Source organism: Streptomyces sp. NPDC002742, from assembly GCF_042888885.1.
Taxonomy (GTDB): Bacteria; Actinomycetota; Actinomycetes; order Streptomycetales; family Streptomycetaceae; genus Streptomyces.
This window is the reverse complement of sequence record NZ_JBIAQF010000023.1, coordinates 110,969-127,217: the sequence shown is the minus strand read 5'-3', so window position 1 is coordinate 127,217 and position 16,249 is coordinate 110,969. Positions and strand designations below refer to the sequence as shown.

9 protein-coding genes are annotated in these 16,249 nt (G+C 71.6%); 3 read left to right on the top strand and 6 right to left on the bottom strand.

From position 1 onward, the window contains the following. The first annotated feature begins 20 nt into the window (after window positions 1-20). Window positions 21-1,412 carry a PucR family transcriptional regulator gene (locus tag ACFYW8_RS33165; protein WP_389086130.1) on the top strand — a complete coding sequence of 464 codons (1,392 nt, stop codon included), beginning with the start codon at window positions 21-23 and terminating at the stop codon, window positions 1,410-1,412. 32 nt (window positions 1,413-1,444) lie between these two features. On the opposite strand, the gene ACFYW8_RS33160 is transcribed toward ACFYW8_RS33165, so the two are convergent. Further along, window positions 1,445-2,029, bottom strand: a complete 585-nt coding sequence (locus tag ACFYW8_RS33160; RefSeq protein WP_389086125.1) for a TetR/AcrR family transcriptional regulator — start codon at window positions 2,027-2,029, stop codon at window positions 1,445-1,447. Window positions 2,030-2,138: 109 nt separating this feature from the next. Here ACFYW8_RS33160 and ACFYW8_RS33155 point away from each other — a divergent pair, with 109 nt between their 5' ends. Together ACFYW8_RS33155 and ACFYW8_RS33150 are read left to right on the top strand one after the other, a co-directional pair. Next, window positions 2,139-3,731, top strand: coding sequence for an MFS transporter (locus ACFYW8_RS33155; RefSeq protein ID WP_389086121.1), 1,593 nt, complete (start codon window positions 2,139-2,141; stop codon window positions 3,729-3,731). 268 nt (window positions 3,732-3,999) lie between these two features. Further along, the gene (locus ACFYW8_RS33150) at window positions 4,000-6,975 is read left to right on the top strand and encodes an AAA family ATPase (protein ID WP_389086116.1); all 2,976 of its coding nucleotides are present in this window, start codon (window positions 4,000-4,002) and stop codon (window positions 6,973-6,975) included. Between the two features lie 84 nt (window positions 6,976-7,059). On the opposite strand, the gene serA is transcribed toward ACFYW8_RS33150, so the two are convergent. From serA to ACFYW8_RS33125, 5 genes are all read right to left on the bottom strand, one after another. Next, window positions 7,060-8,649, bottom strand: coding sequence for a phosphoglycerate dehydrogenase (gene serA, locus ACFYW8_RS33145; protein WP_365876359.1), 1,590 nt, complete (start codon window positions 8,647-8,649; stop codon window positions 7,060-7,062). Window positions 8,650-8,957: 308 nt separating this feature from the next. Next, the gene (gene ilvC, locus ACFYW8_RS33140; protein ID WP_389086109.1) at window positions 8,958-9,959 is read right to left on the bottom strand and encodes a ketol-acid reductoisomerase; all 1,002 of its coding nucleotides are present in this window, start codon (window positions 9,957-9,959) and stop codon (window positions 8,958-8,960) included. Window positions 9,960-10,093: 134 nt separating this feature from the next. After that, entirely contained in the window at window positions 10,094-10,621 is a 528-nt protein-coding gene (gene ilvN, locus ACFYW8_RS33135) for an acetolactate synthase small subunit (RefSeq protein WP_261705560.1), read from the bottom strand. A 20-nt stretch (window positions 10,622-10,641) separates the two neighbouring features. Continuing rightward, complete coding sequence (locus ACFYW8_RS33130; RefSeq protein WP_365876354.1) at window positions 10,642-12,498, bottom strand: acetolactate synthase large subunit; 1,857 nt, start codon at window positions 12,496-12,498, stop codon at window positions 10,642-10,644. 226 nt (window positions 12,499-12,724) lie between these two features. Then, entirely contained in the window at window positions 12,725-16,069 is a 3,345-nt protein-coding gene (locus tag ACFYW8_RS33125; RefSeq protein WP_389086098.1) for an EAL domain-containing protein, read from the bottom strand. Window positions 16,070-16,249 lie beyond the last annotated feature (180 nt).

Sequence of the window (16,249 nt, the reverse complement as noted above, 5' to 3'; positions counted from 1 at the left end):
TGTATGAAGGGTCCTCGGAAATGCGCGAGAATGCCCGGGTGAGCGGTGAATACAGAGGCGACTACCAGGAGCTGGTCGACGAGATCTCGGCGCTCCTCGGCGTCCCCGCGACGCTGGAGAACCGCGATTTCGAGCTGATCGCCTTCGGGGCGTACGACAGCGAGGGCGATCTCGATCCCTCCGCCCTCGACCCGGTGCGCACCCGCTCGATCCTCACCCGCAGGTCCACCACGACGGTCCGCACCTGGTTCGAGGGCTTCGGCATCACCCGCGCGACCGGGCCCGTGCGCATCCCGCCGACCCCGGAGGCGGGCGTCTACCGGGGCCGGATCTGCCTCCCGGTGCGGCACCGGGGCGTCGTCCTCGGCTATGTCTGGCTGCTCGACGACGACCCGGGCCCCACCGACGCCCAGCTGGCCGGCGCCATGCAGGTGGCCTCCCGCATCGGCGCGCTGCTCGCGGACGAGGCCCAGGCCGGTGCGGATCTCACCCGCGAGTTGCGTGCCGTCCTGACCGCCGAGCGCGGCTGGCAGCGCGACATGGCGGTGGCCGAGCTGCGTACGGCGCTCGGTCCGCGCGGCGACGGCCTGCACACGGTGGTGTGCGTCGCGCCGTGGCCCTCGGCCGGCCCGGAGGACGCCCCTTCCGCCCGCACGGTGCCGGGCGCGACGGCGCTGTGCACCATCCCGTGGGGCGCCGACGGCCAGAGCCTGGCCCTGCTGGTACGGCTGCGGTCGCCGGAGGTCCTGACCCCGGCGCTGACCGCTGCCAACCGGTTCGTGCGGGAGGCGGAGGGCGGGCGCGGCGACGGCGGCCCCACCGGGTCCGGGCGTCCGGGCGGTGCGGCGGGAGCCGCCGCGAGGGACGGAACTTCGGCGGCCACGCCTGCGGGCGGCGCCTTCGGAACCTCCGCCGAGGGGACGACGCCCGCCACTCCCCCTCGCGGCACCCCGGGGGCGGCATCCCCCCGCGAGACCTCGAAAGCCGCTTCCCCCGGCGGGACGGCCGCCGCCGGGATCGCCGGGGCCCGGGTGGGGCTCGGAGAACTGGGGGCCGCCTGGCAGGAGGCGGCCGCCGCCGCGCGTGCCGTGCTGGCCGAACCCCGGCTCGGCCCGGTCGCCGAGTGGGGGGGCATCGGCCCCTTCCGACTCCTCACCGCGCTCCCTCCGGAGGCGGCCCACGATCCCGTCGTACGGGCACTGCTGGCCCCCGCGCACCGGGAACTCGCGCGCACCGCCGAGGTGTTCCTGGACCGGGCCGGCCAGGCCGGGCGCACGGCGGCCGAGTTGGGCATCCACCGCCAGACGCTCTACTACCGCCTGTCCCGGGTGGAACAGCTCACCGGCCTCGACCTCGACGACGGCGAGGACCGGCTGCTGCTGCACATGGCACTGAAGGGGGCGCGGCTCTAGGAGCCGTCAGCAGCCCCTGGTCCCAGGGAGGTTCACTTGGCCTCGCGGACTCCTGCGATCACCCGTCGCAGACCCTCCGTGAGGTCGTCCGCCGTGGACGCGCTCGCCGGGTCGAAGAGCCACTGGACCATCAGGCCGTTGAGCAGTGCCTGATAGAAGCCGCCGAGCGCCTTCACGGTCCGCTCGTCGAGCGTCTCCTCGTCCTGCCCGGTGAACATCGCGACGAGTCCGGAGCGCCCTTCGATCTGCGCCTTGGCCATCAGATCCCTCAGCTCCGGTACGCGCTCCCCCTGCGTCACGATCTCCATGCTGGCCGCCCAGACCGGCCGGTAGTCCTCGAAGGACTCCAGCATCCGGGCCCAGACGCTGTGGAACCGATCCAGGGAGCCCCCTGGCTCGGCGTCGCGGGCCACGGGCGAGTCGAACTTCTCGCCCCATTCCTGGACAAGCTCCACGAAAGCCCGGGTCAGCAGCGCGTCCTTCGACCCGTAGTGGTAGCCGATGGACGCCAGATTCGTCCCCGACTCCTTGACGATGTCGCGCGCCGTGGTGCGCACGAAGCCCTTCTCCAGCAGGCAGCGCTTCGCGCCTTCGAGCAGATCCTCACGGTGTCCCATGCCGGCCAGCCTACCGCGATTCAGACAACCGTCCTATACGCACGTCAAGTACGAGTGTCTTACACGCTCGTACTAGACAAGCGTTTAAGACGTCCGTACAGTCCCTGTCATGACGAACCCGATGAGCACGACCACCGCCTCCGGCGCCCCCGGCGCCCTGGCCGGCCGCCGCGAATGGACCGCCCTCGGCGTCCTGATGCTTCCGCTGCTCCTGGTCTCGATGGACGTCTCGGTCCTCTACTTCGCGATCCCCTCGATCAGCGCGGACCTGGAGCCGAGCGGCACCCAGCAGCTGTGGATCTTCGACATCTACGCGTTCGTGCTCGCCGGGCTGCTGATGACGATGGGCTCCCTCGGTGACCGCATCGGACGCCGCAAGCTGCTCCTGTTCGGCGCCGCCGCGTTCGGCACCGCCTCGGTGCTGGCCGCCTACGCGAACAGCGCCGAGATGCTGATCGCGGCCCGCGCGGTCCTCGGCGTGGGCGGCGCGACCCTGATGCCGTCGACGATGGCGATCATCCGCACGATGTTCACGGACCCCGGACAGCGCGCCAAGGCGATCGGCCTGTGGTCCGGCGTCATGACCGGCGGCATCGCCCTCGGTTCGGTGATGAGCGGTGTCCTCGTCCAGTACTTCTGGTGGGGCTCGGTCTTCCTGGTCAACCTGCCCGCGATGGCGCTGCTGCTGATCCTCGGCCCGTTCCTGCTGCCCGAGTCGAAGAACCCGGAGCCCGGCCGCTTCGACCTGCTCAGCGTGCCGCTGTCGATGGCCGCCGTCCTGCCGGTGATCTACGGCGTCAAGGAGATCCCCTCCGAGGGCTGGAGGACCGAGTACGTCGTCTCGGTCCTCGTCGGCCTGGTCTTCGCCGCCCTGTTCGTCCACCGCCAGCGCACCGCGAAGTCCCCGCTGATCTCCCCCGCGCTGTTCCGCGGCCGCGGCTTCGCGCCCGCTGTCGTGCTCAATCTGATCGCCTCCTTCGGCATGCTGGGCTCCGCGTACTTCACCACCCAGTACCTCCAGTCGGTGCTCGGCAAGAGCTCCATGGAGGCCGCCCTGTGGGCCCTGCTGCCCACGGTCCTGGTCGGTGTGGCCGCGCCGGTCTCCGCGCAGCTCGTGCAGAAGGGCGTGAACCGCGCCCATGTCGTCTCCGGCGGCTTCGTCATCGCCGCCTGCGGCTACGGCCTGCTGGCCCTCGCCGGCACCGACTCCCTGTGGCTCGTGCTGGCCGGAGCGGGCGTCCTCGCCTCCGGAATGGTCATCGTGATGTCGCAGATGATGGACCTGGCCCTCGGCACCGTCCCCGTCGGCAACGCGGGCTCGGCCTCCTCCCTGCTGGAGACCGGGGCCGAGTTCGGCGGCGCCCTCGGCATGGCCGTCCTGGGATCCATCGGCACCGCGGTCTACCGCCACGACATCCCGGCCGGCGTCCCGGACGCGGCCCACGAGACGCTGGGCGGCGCGCTGGCCGTGGCCGGGCAGCTGCCGGGCGACGCCGGCCGGGCCCTGGCGGGGGCCGCACGGGAGGCGTTCACCAACGGCATGCAGGCGGCGGCCGTGGCGGGCGCGATCCTGCTGCTGGGCGCCGCGGCACTGGCCACGGCGACCCTGCGCAAGGTGCCGGTCCACAAGGCCGGCGAAACCCTTGGGTCCGGGCCCGACGGGCCCCTTGAGGCAGCGTCGTCCGAGCGGGCAACGGCCTGACATCCACCTGACACCCGCCCTCCGCTCGGGCGACGACCTGAACACCCGTCCGCCGGGCGGACCGGACGACTCCGGCCCGCCCGGTTCCGGCATGCGCAGGGGAGTCCCCGGCCACGCCCGGTGCCCCCGCCCCGCTCGCACGAGGACCCGCCGCGGCTCGCCGACCTGCCCGGTGGCCGGGACCGGGCCGGGACCGGGCCGGGACCCGGAGCGGAGCCCCCGGGAGACCGACCCCGGGGATGTCGGCGGGGCGTGCCAGGATGGGCTTGTGGCACAGACATTCGGCACGCCGTTCATCGGCCGTGGGGACGAACTCGCCCGGCTCACCGGCGTGCTGGAGCGCGCGAGGGACGGCGACCCGCGCGCGGTCCTGGTGGCCGGGGACGCCGGCGTCGGCAAGACCCGCACCCTCGCGGAGGCCGCGGCGCGCGCGTCCGCCGCCGGGACCACGGTCCTGACCGGCCACTGCGTGGACCTCGGGGACGTGGGCCTGCCGTACCTCCCGTTCACGGAGATCCTCGGCGCGGCGGCGGCCGACGACCGCTTCGCCCCGGCCCTCGCGGCACACCCGGCGGTGGACCGGCTGACCGGATCCGGTCCGGAGAACGGCACGGCACCGGACCCCGGCGGCAGACTCCAGCTCTTCGAGGGCATCGCGGGTCTCCTCGCCGACCTGGCCGAGGTCGCCCCGCTCCTGCTGATCCTCGAAGACCTCCACTGGGCGGACCAGTCCTCCCGCGATCTGCTCCGCTTCCTGCTCAGCCGGGGCGTCCTCCAGCGGCCCGCGCCGGGCGGCCCCGCCCGCCGCCTCGCGGTCTTCGCCTCGTACCGGGCGGACGACCTGCACCGCCGCCACCCCCTGCGCCCGTTGCTCGCCGAGCTGATCCGGCTGCCCGCCGTGGACCGGCTGGAGCTGCGGCCGATGGCCGACGCCGACGTGGCCCGGCTCGTGCGCGCGCTGGGCCGCGGCCCCGTCTCCGACACCACGGTCCACCGCATCGTCGAGCGCGCCGAGGGAAACGCCTTCTACGCCGAGGAGTTGCTCGCCGCGCTGCCCGGTGAGGACGACCCCGCCTCCCCCGCCATGCCCACCGGACTGGCCGACGTCCTGCTCATCCGCGTCGAGCAACTCTCCGACACCGCCCAGCAGGTGCTGCGCACGGCGGCGGTCGCGGGGCGGCGCGTCGAGCACGACCTGCTGCGTGACGCCGTACAACTGCCGCAGGAGGAGCTGGAGTCGGCGCTGCGCGAGGCCGTCGGCCACCAGTTGCTGGCGCCCGGGGACGACGCGACGTACTCGTTCCGGCACGCCCTCACCCGCGAGGCCGTGTACGCGGACCTGCTCCCCGGCGAACGGGTCCGGCTGCACGGGCGGTTCGCCGAACTCCTCGCGGGGCACGCCCGTTCGGCGCAGAACGCGGCTGAGCGCGCCCATCATTCACGCGAGAGCCACGACCTGGCCGACGCGCTCACCGCCTCCCTCGAAGCCGCCGACCACGCCCAGCGCGTCGGCGCGCCCGCCGAGGAACTGCGCCATCTTGAGGCCGCGCTCGAACTGTGGCCCGCGGTGGACGCCACCGCCCGCCCCGAAGGCGGCGGCACGGTCACGCTCACGCTGCGCGCCTCGGCCGCCGCCGCCCGCGCCGGTGAACCCCATCGCGCGGTCCAGCTCACCCGCTCCGCGCTGGCCCGGGCCGGCGCGGACACCGACTCCGAACTGGCCGCGCGGGTGCGCTACACCCTCGCGGGCAACCTGATGCGGATCGACAGCCTGAAGGACGCGTTCAGGTACAGCAGCGAGGCCCTCGCGCTGATCCCGGCCGAGCCGCCCTCGCACACCTGGGTGTGGGCGGCGGCGACCCACGTCATGGCCGCCCGGCAGGTGGGGCGCGAAGAGGACGCGGGGCGGGTCGCCCGGCAGGCGCTGGAGATCGCCGAGCGACTCCGACTGGGCGACGCCCAGGCCGACTTGATGATCTCGTTGGTCGGCATGGAGTCACACAACCGGCGGACCGCGCGGGGCCGGGACCGGCTGCGCCGGGCCCGCGAGCTGGCCCGCACCGCCGGGAACCTCCCGGTGGAGATGCGCGCCCTGTTCAACCTGGCCATCGGGTGCTACGAGTCCGGTGCCCTGGACGAGTGCCTGACCTGGATCGGCGACGGCCTCGACCGCGCCCGCCGCGCCGGACTCCTCTCCTCGCCGTACGCCCTGGAGCTGCGCTATCTGCAGTCCCTGCTGCTGTACACGCTGGGCCGCTGGGACGAGTGCGTGCGAGCGGCCGCCGAGGACGCCGAACTCCTCCCGTCCGCGGGCGGGTTCGCGACCGGACCCGCGCTGTACGTCGCCCTGGCGCGCGGCGAGCTGGACGCCGCCACCGCCGGGGCCCGCGCGCTGCTGGACCGCCCCTTCGACTGGATGGCGACGCTCGTCGCGAGCGTGGTGCTGACCGACGCCGCGGCACTGCGCGGTGACGGCGAGGAAGCCGTCCGCCGGATGAGCGCGTCGGTCGAGGCGCTCACGGACGCCTCGGTTTCCGAGCGGCCCGACGTGGTGGTGCGGCTCGCCGCGCTCACGCTGGCTGCGGTCGCGGACGCGGCGGAGGAGTCCCGCCTGTCCGGTGACCCGGCGGCAGCGAAGCGCTGGGCCGAGACCGCCGGGGACCTGGTGGAGCTGGCCCGGAGCACCGCCGCGCGCGGCGAGGACGGCACCGAGCAGGGGCCCGAGGGACTGGCCTGGCTGGCCCGCGCCGAGGCCGAGGGCGTGCGCGCCGCCACCGGCCCGGAGGTCGACGCGTGGGACCGGGCGGTCACGGCGTTCGGCTACGGCGATCCCTACGAGCTGGCCCGGTGCCGCAGACGGCTGGCGGAGGCGCTGCTCACCGCCGACCGCCGTGAGGAGGCCGCCGAGCAGGCCCGCACGGCCCGGGACACCGCCGTACGGCTGGGCGCGGTGCCGCTGCGCGAGGCGCTGGACGCCCTGGTCAGGCGCGGCCGCCTCTCCGGCGCACCGGCGGCCGGGGACCGCATCGCCGCGCTGACCGCCCGGGAGAGCGATGTGCTGCGGCTGCTCGGCCGGGGGCGCACCAACCGCCAGATCGGCGAGGAGCTGTTCATCAGCGGCAAGACGGCGAGCGTCCATGTCTCGAACATCCTCGCCAAACTGGGCGCCGCGAGCCGCACCGAGGCCGTGGCCATCGCCTACCGCGAGGGCCTGATCGAGCCGGAGACGACACCGTCCGCGTGAGGTGCCGCGGGACGCGCGAGGGCCGGGACACCCTCGGGTGTCCCGGCCCTCGCGCTCACGTGACGGAAGCGTCGTGGGAGAACCTCAGACGAGGTTCACCGACCGCGCCGACGTCGCGCCGATCTCGTCGGAGAGCTCGGTCAGGACGCTCTGCGGCACCGTGTCGTCGACGGTGAGGACCGCGAGGGCCTCGCCGCCGACGGCCGCGCGGGCGACCTGCATGCCGGCGATGTTGATGCCGGACTCGCCGAGGATGCGGCCGACGGTGCCGACGACACCGGGACGGTCCTCGTAGCTCAGCACGACCATGTGGTCGGCGAGCGCGAGGTCCACGTCGTACTCGCCGACGGCGACGATCTTCTGCAGGTGCTTCGGACCGGCCAGCGTGCCGGAGACCGCGATCTCCTGGCCGTCGCCGAGCGTGCCGCGCACGGTGACCACGTTGCGGTGGTCCGGGGACTCCGAGCTCGTGGTCAGCCGGACCTCGACGCCGCGCTCCTGCGCGAACAGCGGGGCGTTGACGTAGCTCACGGTCTCGTCGACGACGTCCTCGAACACGCCCTTGAGCGCGGAGAGTTCGAGCACCTTGACGTCGTGCTGGGTGATCTCGCCGTACACCTCGACGTCGAGGCGGACCGCGACCTCGCCCGCGAGGGCGGTGAAGATGCGGCCGAGCTTCTCGGCGAGCGGCAGACCCGGCTTGACGTCCTCGGCGATCACGCCGCCCTGGACGTTCACCGCGTCCGGGACGAGCTCACCGGCGAGGGCGAGGCGTACCGAGCGGGCCACGGAGATACCGGCCTTCTCCTGCGCCTCGTCCGTGGAGGCGCCGAGGTGCGGGGTGCAGACGACCTCGTCGAGCTCGAACAGCGGGGAGTCCGTGCAGGGCTCCTTCGCGTACACGTCGAGGCCGGCGCCGGCGACGCGGCCCTCCTTGAGCGCCGAGTACAGCGCCTCCTCGTCGACGATCCCGCCGCGCGCGGCGTTGACGATGCGCACCGTCGGCTTGACCTTGTGCAGCGCCTCGTCACCGATGAGACCGAGGGTCTCGGGGGTCTTGGGCAGGTGCACGGTGATGAAGTCCGAGACCTCGAGCAGCTCGTCGAGGGTCAGGATCTTCACGCCCATCTGCGCGGCCCGCGCGGGCTGGATGTAGGGGTCGTAGGCGACGACCTTCATGCCGAACGCGGACATGCGCTGCGCGACGAGGGCTCCGATGCGGCCGAGGCCGACGACGCCGAGGGTCTTCTCGGCGAGTTCGACACCGGTGTACTTGCTGCGCTTCCACTCGCCGTTCTTCAGGGCCGTGTTGGCCTGCGGGATGTGGCGTGCGGTGGCGAGGAGGAGGCCGCAGGCCAGCTCCGCCGCGGTCACGATGTTGGAGGTGGGGGCGTTGACGACCATCACGCCGGCCTTGGTGGCGGCGGAGACGTCGACGTTGTCCAGGCCGACGCCGGCTCGTGCGACGACCTTCAGCTTCTTGGCGGCGGCGACGGCCTCGGCGTCGACCTTGGTGGCCGAGCGGATCAGAATGGCGTCGACGTCGGCGATGGCGGGCAGCAGCTCGGCGCGGTCCGCGCCGTTGCAGTGCCGGATCTCGAAGTCCGGGCCCAGGGCGTCTACGGTCGCGGGCGACAGCTCTTCAGCGATGAGTACGACAGGTTTCGAGCTCACGTGAGTCCTCACAAGTCCAATGCGGACGGCCGTCCCGACGGCCGCAGGCGGTGGAGGGTTTGTAGCGGCCCCGGGGCGTGCCTGCACTTCTTGGGGGTCGCTTGAGCCGCGTGGAAGACGCACGACGCTGTGGGCCTGACGCGTTGTTGATGTGCAGCAGTGTAGTGGCGCCGAACAGGTCGTCCTGCGCCTCCGCGGAAGGATCACCCGTCCGTGGCTGGACGGGATGTCCAACACCGTGTTGACGGGCGTTACCCGGGGTTCGACGAAGGGGCCGGAGCATGCCGCCCCGGCCCCCGTCACGGGGCTTACGCCTCGTCGTCGTTCACCCACGACATGAGCTTGCGCAGCTCCTTGCCGGTGGTCTCCAGGAGGTGGTTCTCGTCCTGGGTCTTGTACTCGTTGTACTTCTTCAGGCCCGAGTGGTACTCGTCCATCCAGTTACGGGCGAACGTGCCGTCCTGGATCTCGGCGAGGATCTGCTTCATCTCGGCCTTGGTGGCGTCCGTGATGATGCGCGGGCCGGTGATGTAGTCGCCCCACTCGGCGGTCTCCGAGACGGACCAGCGCATCTTCTCCAGGCCGCCCTCGTACATGAGGTCGACGATGAGCTTCAGCTCGTGGAGGCACTCGAAGTACGCGATCTCCGGCTGGTAGCCGGCCTCGGTCAGCGTCTCGAAACCGGCCTTGACCAGCGCGGCGGTGCCACCGCAGAGGACGGCCTGCTCACCGAACAGGTCGGTCTCGGTCTCCTCGGTGAAGGTCGTCTTGATGACGCCGGCGCGGGTGCCGCCGATGCCCTTGGCGTACGAGAGGGTGAGCGCGAAGGCGTTGCCGGTCGCGTCCTGCTCGACGGCCGCGATGCAGGGAACGCCGCGACCCTCCTCGTACTGGCGGCGCACGAGGTGGCCCGGACCCTTGGGGGCGACCATGCAGACGTCGATGCCGGCCGGGGGCTTGATGAAGTCGAAGCGGATGTTCAGGCCGTGGCCGAAGAACAGCGCGTCGCCGTCGTTGAGGTTGTCCTTGATGGACTCCTCGTAGACCTGGGCCTGGATCGGGTCCGGCACCAGGATCATGATGACGTCGGCCTCGGCGGCGGCCTCCGACGGCGTCACCACGCGCAGGCCCTGCTCCTCGGCCTTCGCCTTGGACTTGGAGCCCTCGTGCAGACCGACGCGGACGTCGACACCCGAGTCGCGCAGCGACAGCGCGTGGGCGTGGCCCTGGCTGCCGTAGCCGATGACCGCGACCTTGCGGCCCTGGATGATGGACAGGTCGGCGTCGTCGTCGTAGAACAGCTCGGCCACTGGGGTTCTCCTTGTTATCCGGTATTTCCGGTGTTGCGTCCCACCGTACGGCGGGCGGGGGAATGAGGTTCTCGGGTCTCGGTATACGGGCGGACCTGGCGTGCGGCCCGCCCGTGCACCGGCGTTTTCCTGACTTAGGCCGACCGGTCCAGCGCGCGCAGCGACCGGTCGGTGATCGAACGCGCCCCGCGTCCGATCGCGATCGTGCCGGACTGGACGAGCTCCTTGATGCCGTACGGCTCCAGCATCTTGAGCATGGCCTCCAGCTTGTCGGCGCCGCCGGTGGCCTCGATGGTGACGGCCTCCGGGGAGACGTCGACGGTCTTGGCGCGGAACAGTTGAACGATCTCGACGATCTGGGAGCGCGTCTCGTTGTCGGCGCGCACCTTCACCAGAACGAGTTCCCGCTGAACGGCGGAACCGGGCTCCAGCTCCACGATCTTCAGGACGTTGACGAGCTTGTTGAGCTGCTTGGTGACCTGTTCGAGCGGAAGCTCCTCGATCACGTTCACCACGATGGTGATGCGCGAGATCTCGGGGTGCTCGGTGACACCGACCGCGAGCGAGTCGATGTTGAAGCCGCGCCGGGAGAACAGGGCGGTGATCCGGGCGAGGACACCGGGCTTGTTCTCGACGAGGACGGAGAGGGTGTGCTTGCTCATGGGTCTGACTCGGCTCTCTCTCAGTCGTCTTCGTTGTCGCCGAAGTCGGGGCGGACGTCCCGGGCGAACATGACCTCGTCGTTGGAGGTGCCGGCGGCCACCATGGGCCACACCATCGCGTCCTCGTGGACGATGAAGTCGACCACGACCGGTCGGTCGTTGATCGAGTTCGCCTCCTCGATCACCTTGTCGAGGTCGTCCGGGGACTCGCAGCGGATGGCGTAGCAGCCCATGGCCTCCGACAGTTTGACGAAGTCGGGGACGCGGGTGCCGGCGCTCGGCTGCTTGCCGTCCGCGTCCGGGCCGCTGTGCAGCACGGTGTTGGAGTAGCGCTGGTTGTAGAAGAGGGTCTGCCACTGGCGGACCATCCCGAGGGCGCCGTTGTTGATGATGGCGACCTTGATCGGGATGTTGTTCAGGGCGCAGGTGGTGAGTTCCTGATTGGTCATCTGGAAGCAGCCGTCGCCGTCGACCGCCCAGACCGTACGGTCCGGCTGTCCGGCCTTGGCTCCCATCGCGGCCGGGACCGCGTAGCCCATCGTTCCGGCGCCGCCGGAGTTCAGCCAGGTCGAGGGCTGCTCGTACTGGATGTAGTGCGCGGCCCACATCTGGTGCTGGCCGACGCCCGCCGCGAAGATCGTGCCCTCCGGGGCGAGCTGTCCGATGCGCTCGATGACCTGCTGCGGGGAGAGCGAACCGTTCTCGGGCTGCTCGTAGCCGAGCGGGTAGGTCTCGCGCCAGCGGTTGAGGTCGCTCCACCAGGCGGTGTAGTCGCCGGTGATCCCCTCGCTGTGTTCCTTCTGCACCGCCTGGACCAGGTCGGCGATGACCTCGCGGGCGTCTCCGACGATCGGCACGTCGGCGGCGCGGTTCTTGCCGATCTCGGCCGGGTCGATATCGGCGTGGACGATCTTGGCGAACGGGGCGAAGCTGTCCAGCTTGCCGGTGACACGGTCGTCGAAGCGGGCTCCGAGGGCGACGATCAGGTCGGCCTTCTGCAGCGCGGTGACGGCGGTGACCGAACCGTGCATGCCCGGCATTCCCACGTGCAGCGGGTGGCTGTCGGGGAACGCGCCGAGCGCCATCAGGGTGGTGGTGACGGGCGCTCCGGTGAGTTCCGCGAGGACCTTCAGCTCGGCGGTGGCGTTCGCCTTGAGTACGCCGCCTCCGACGTACAGCACGGGCCGCTTGGCCTGGGTGAGCAGCTTGGCTGCCTCGCGGATCTGCTTGGCGTGCGGCTTGGTCACCGGGCGGTAGCCGGGCAGGTCCATGGCGGGCGGCCACTGGAAGGTGGTCCGCGCCTGGAGGGCGTCCTTGGCGATGTCGACGAGGACCGGCCCCGGCCGTCCGGTGGAGGCGATGTGGAAGGCCTCCGCGATCGTGCGCGGGATGTCCTCGGCCTTGGTGACCAGGAAGTTGTGCTTGGTGACCGGCATGGTGATGCCGACGATGTCCGCCTCCTGGAAGGCGTCCGTGCCGATCGCCTTGGACGCGACCTGACCGGTGATCGCCACGAGCGGCACCGAGTCCATGTGCGCGTCGGCGATCGGCGTGACCAGGTTGGTCGCGCCGGGGCCGCTGGTCGCCATGCAGACGCCGACCTTGCCGGTGGCCTGCGCGTATCCGGTGGCCGCGTGGCCCGCGCCCTGCTCATGGCGCACGAGCACGTGCCGCACCCGGCGGGAGTCCATCAGCGGGTCGTAGGCCGGGAGGATCGCACCGCCGGGGATGCCGAATACGGTCTCGGCCCCGACCTCCTCGAGCGAGCGGATGAGGGACTGCGCTCCCGTGACGTGCTCGGGGGCGGACTGGTGTCCTCCGGAACGGGGCCGCGGCTGCGGATGGTGGGCCCCGGTGGCCTGCTCGGTCATCGGCATTCTCTTCTCGATGCTGAGGGTTTTTGCGACTTTTGTGCGATGTACGACTGGTGCCTGTGCAACAAAAAACCCCTCGTGCCGTGAGGCAAGCGAGGGGAGCGCGCCGGGTGCGGTCGCTGGGTGTTCCGGACCTTCCCGGTGACCACCTAGCTCAGCCGACGCGCTTTCCAAGTACGAGAATTCGGGTGCGCATGGCATTGACCCTCCCCCCGGCACGCACCGACTGTCAAGTGGGTGGGACGGGAGTCTCATTATGTGAGCGGAGGGCTGCTCCGCCCCCCAGGACGAGGGGCACACCACTCGTATACATCCCCGCGCCGCCGCCACCGGCGAACACGGGCTCGGCAGGTCCGCTGGGCACCGGATAGTGACCGGAAGAGAGCGCTCTGCGCAGCCGGTACTCGTCCAGTGGCCCGGAGAACGCCATGCCCTGCCCATGGGTGCAGCCCATCGCGCGCAGGGCGACGACCTGCTCCGGAAGATCCACCCCGTCGGCCACGGACTGCAGCCCCAGATCGCCGGCGATCCGCAGCAGTCCACTGGTGATCTTGTGCAGCCGGGCGGACTCGACGACTCCCTCGACCAGACTCCTGTCGAGCCTCAGTACGTCGACGGGAAGCCGCCTGAGCGCCGTGATCGCCGCGTAGCCGCTGCCGAAGCCGTCCAGGGCGATCCGCACCCCCAGCCGCCTGAGCGCGTTCAGCCGGCGCTCCAGCTCGTCCAGGGGGACCCGCGGATCGGTGTCGGACAGCTCGACGATCAGGCCGCCCGAGGCCAGCCCGTGCCGGGTGAGCAGGGACTCCACGGAGCCAAGCGGCATCGAGCGGTCCAGCAGACGCTTGGCGGTCATCCGGACCGCGACCGGCACCGCCACGCCCGCGGCGGTGCGCTCGGCGGCCTGCTCGACGGCCTCGTCGAGCATCCAGCGGCCGAGTTCGGCGGTCCTTTCGCTGTCCTCGGCGACCCGCAGGAACTCGGCGGGCGTGAAAAGCACCCCTTGCGAGGAACGCCAGCGCGCCTGCGCGGTGACCGACGCGATCCGGCCGTTCTCCAGCGACACCACGGGCTGGTGCAGCAGGGCGAACTCGCCGTCCTGGAGCGCGGAGCGCAGCCGGGTCGCCAGCTCCGCCTTGCGGACCACGTCCTGCTGCATCTGCGGCGCGTACAGCTCGACACGGCCCTTTCCGGCCGCCTTCGCGCGGTACATGGCGAGGTCGGCGTTGCGCAGCAGCTCCCCGGCGCCCAGGCCCGGTTCGGCGAACCCGACGCCGATGGACGCGGCGACCCGGACATCGTTGCCGTCGATGCAGTAGGGCTGGGAGAGCCTGATCCGCAGACGGTCGGCGAGTTCCAGTATCTGCTGCTCACGGGCGGTGCGGTCGCGGCCCCCGTCACCGACGATGAGGGCCGCGAACTCGTCCCCGCCGAGCCGCGCGGCGGTGTCGCCGTGCCGGACGGAGTCCTGGAGTCTGCGGGCGGCCTGGACGAGCAGCTCGTCGCCCGCCTGGTGTCCGATCGTGTCGTTGACGGCCTTGAAGCCGTCGAGGTCGATGAAGAGGACGGCGGTGCCCCGGTCGGAGGACCGGCGTCCGGACAGTGCCTGCTGGACGCGCCGGGTGAAGAGCGCGCGGTTGGGCAGGTCGGTGAGCGGGTCGTGCTCGGCGTTGTGCTGCAACTGTGCCTGGAGCCGGACGCGTTCGGTGACGTCACGGCTGTTGAAGATGAGCCCGCCGTGGTGCCGGTTGACGGTGGACTCCACGTTGAGCCAGCCGCCGTCGCCGGACCGGAACCGGCACTCGATACGGGTGGTGGGCTCCTCGGCGTGGCTGGCCGCGAGGAAGCGCCGCACTTCGTGGACCACGCAGCCGAGATCCTCCGGGTGGATGAGCGAGGCGAGCTCGGAGCCGACGAGCTCCTCGGCGTCACGGCCGTAGACCCCGGCGGCGGCCGGGCTGACGTATCTCAGGATGCCGTTCGGTGCGGCGATCATGATGACGTCGCTCGAACCCTGCACCAGGGAGCGGAAGTGGTTCTCCTTCTGGGCCAGCTCCTGGGTGAGGGTGATGTTGTCGAGCAGCATGATGCCCTGGCGCACCACGAGGGCGAGCACGACGAGGCCGGCGGTGATGAGCACCACGCGGTCCACCCGGCGTCCGTTCAAAATGTTGTAGAGGATCCCCAGCGTGCAGACGGCGGCGGCCAGATAGGGCGTCAGCGCGGCCAGCGACCCGGTGATCGGGCGTGTCGCCGGGTAGCGGCCCTGTCCGGGACCCGGGCGGTTCGCGTGCGCGTGTCCGCCCTGCTGTCGCTCGTACGGGTGCTCCGGCTCCCCTTGCCGGCCTCGGGACTCGTGGGACCCGGGGCCCTCCGGCGGGGCCCCCGCCGATCCGTACGGCGGATGGGTCCCCTGGGATCCTTGCGGCATCTGACTTCCCGGGGGCCCGTGCTGCCCTTCCCTGCGCTGCCCCGGGATGCGCTCGTGCACCCCGCGCGCGTGCTCCTCCTGGCCTTGCTCGTCCGGACCTCGCCGAACCGGTCCGGGCTCGTCCGGACCGCGCTCGTCGGTGTCGTGACCGTCGGTGTCGTGACCGTCGGTGTCGTGACCGTGCCGGGTGACGACCCAGGGGGCGTACGCGAGGAGCAGCGAGCCGGCGAACCAGCCCGCGTCGAGAAGCTGACCCGAGTGGTAGCTGTTGTGCAGGAGGGGCGAGGTGAACAGGGCGTCGCACATCACGGTCAGGGCGAGCGCCCCGATCGCGGTGTTCACCGCCGACCGGTTCACCGAGGAGCGCCTGAAGTGCAGCGCGAGAACCATGCTGACGAGCGCGATGTCCAGCAGCGGGTACGCGAGCGACAGCGCGGTGTGCGCGACGCTCGGCCCGTCGAACTTCGCCGCCTGGGCGAGCGCGAGGCTCCAGGACAGGGTGAGCAGCGATCCGCCGATCAGCCAGGAGTCCAGCGCGAGGCACACCCAGCCCGCCCTGGTCACGGGCCGCTTGGCGAGCACCAGCAGCCCGACGATGGCGGGCGGCGCGAAGCAGAGGAAGAAGAGATCGGCATAGCTCGGGGTGGGAACGGGGCGGTCGAGGACGACCTCGTACCACCCCCAGACCAGGTTCCCGAGCGAGGCCATCGCCGAGGAGAGCGCGAACAGCAGCCACGCGGGCCGAAAGCGGCTGCGGCTGCTGCGGGCGTACAGGAAGCAGGAGACCGCCGCGGTGCCCGCCGAGACGCTCAGCCCGAAGTCGCCCATGACCAACGCGAGACTCGTGGAGCCCCAGCCGAGCGCGGAACCGACGGCGTATCCCGCGCACACCAGGGCCAGCACGAGTTGCGGGAACAGGCCCGTCCCGCCGTCGAAGACCGTCCGACGGGTCAGCAGCACCCCTGGGGAGCTCACCGGGCCCACCCGGTCCGTGCCCCGGGGTCCCGGTGGTCCCGCTGGTCCCGGTGTGCCGGGTGCGCATGCCTCCGGCGGCTTCCGTGCCTGCGGTGGTGATGGCCGCGGCTGTGCGTGGCCGCGCGCCAGGGTCGTCGTCGGCGGCCCCGCCGCGTCGGATCGTTGGTCCATAGGCCGTGCATCGCCCGTCGCCCCCCTCGCAGTCTCAATGTCCGTCCCCGGCGCCGAACGGTGCGCGGCGCAGCCCCTGTCGGGACGATACACCAGTCTCGTCACTCAGGGACATAGTTCCTCTACGCTCCGTAACTACCAGGGACTATGCCGGTACTGCCCGCGTTCGGGGAACTGCGG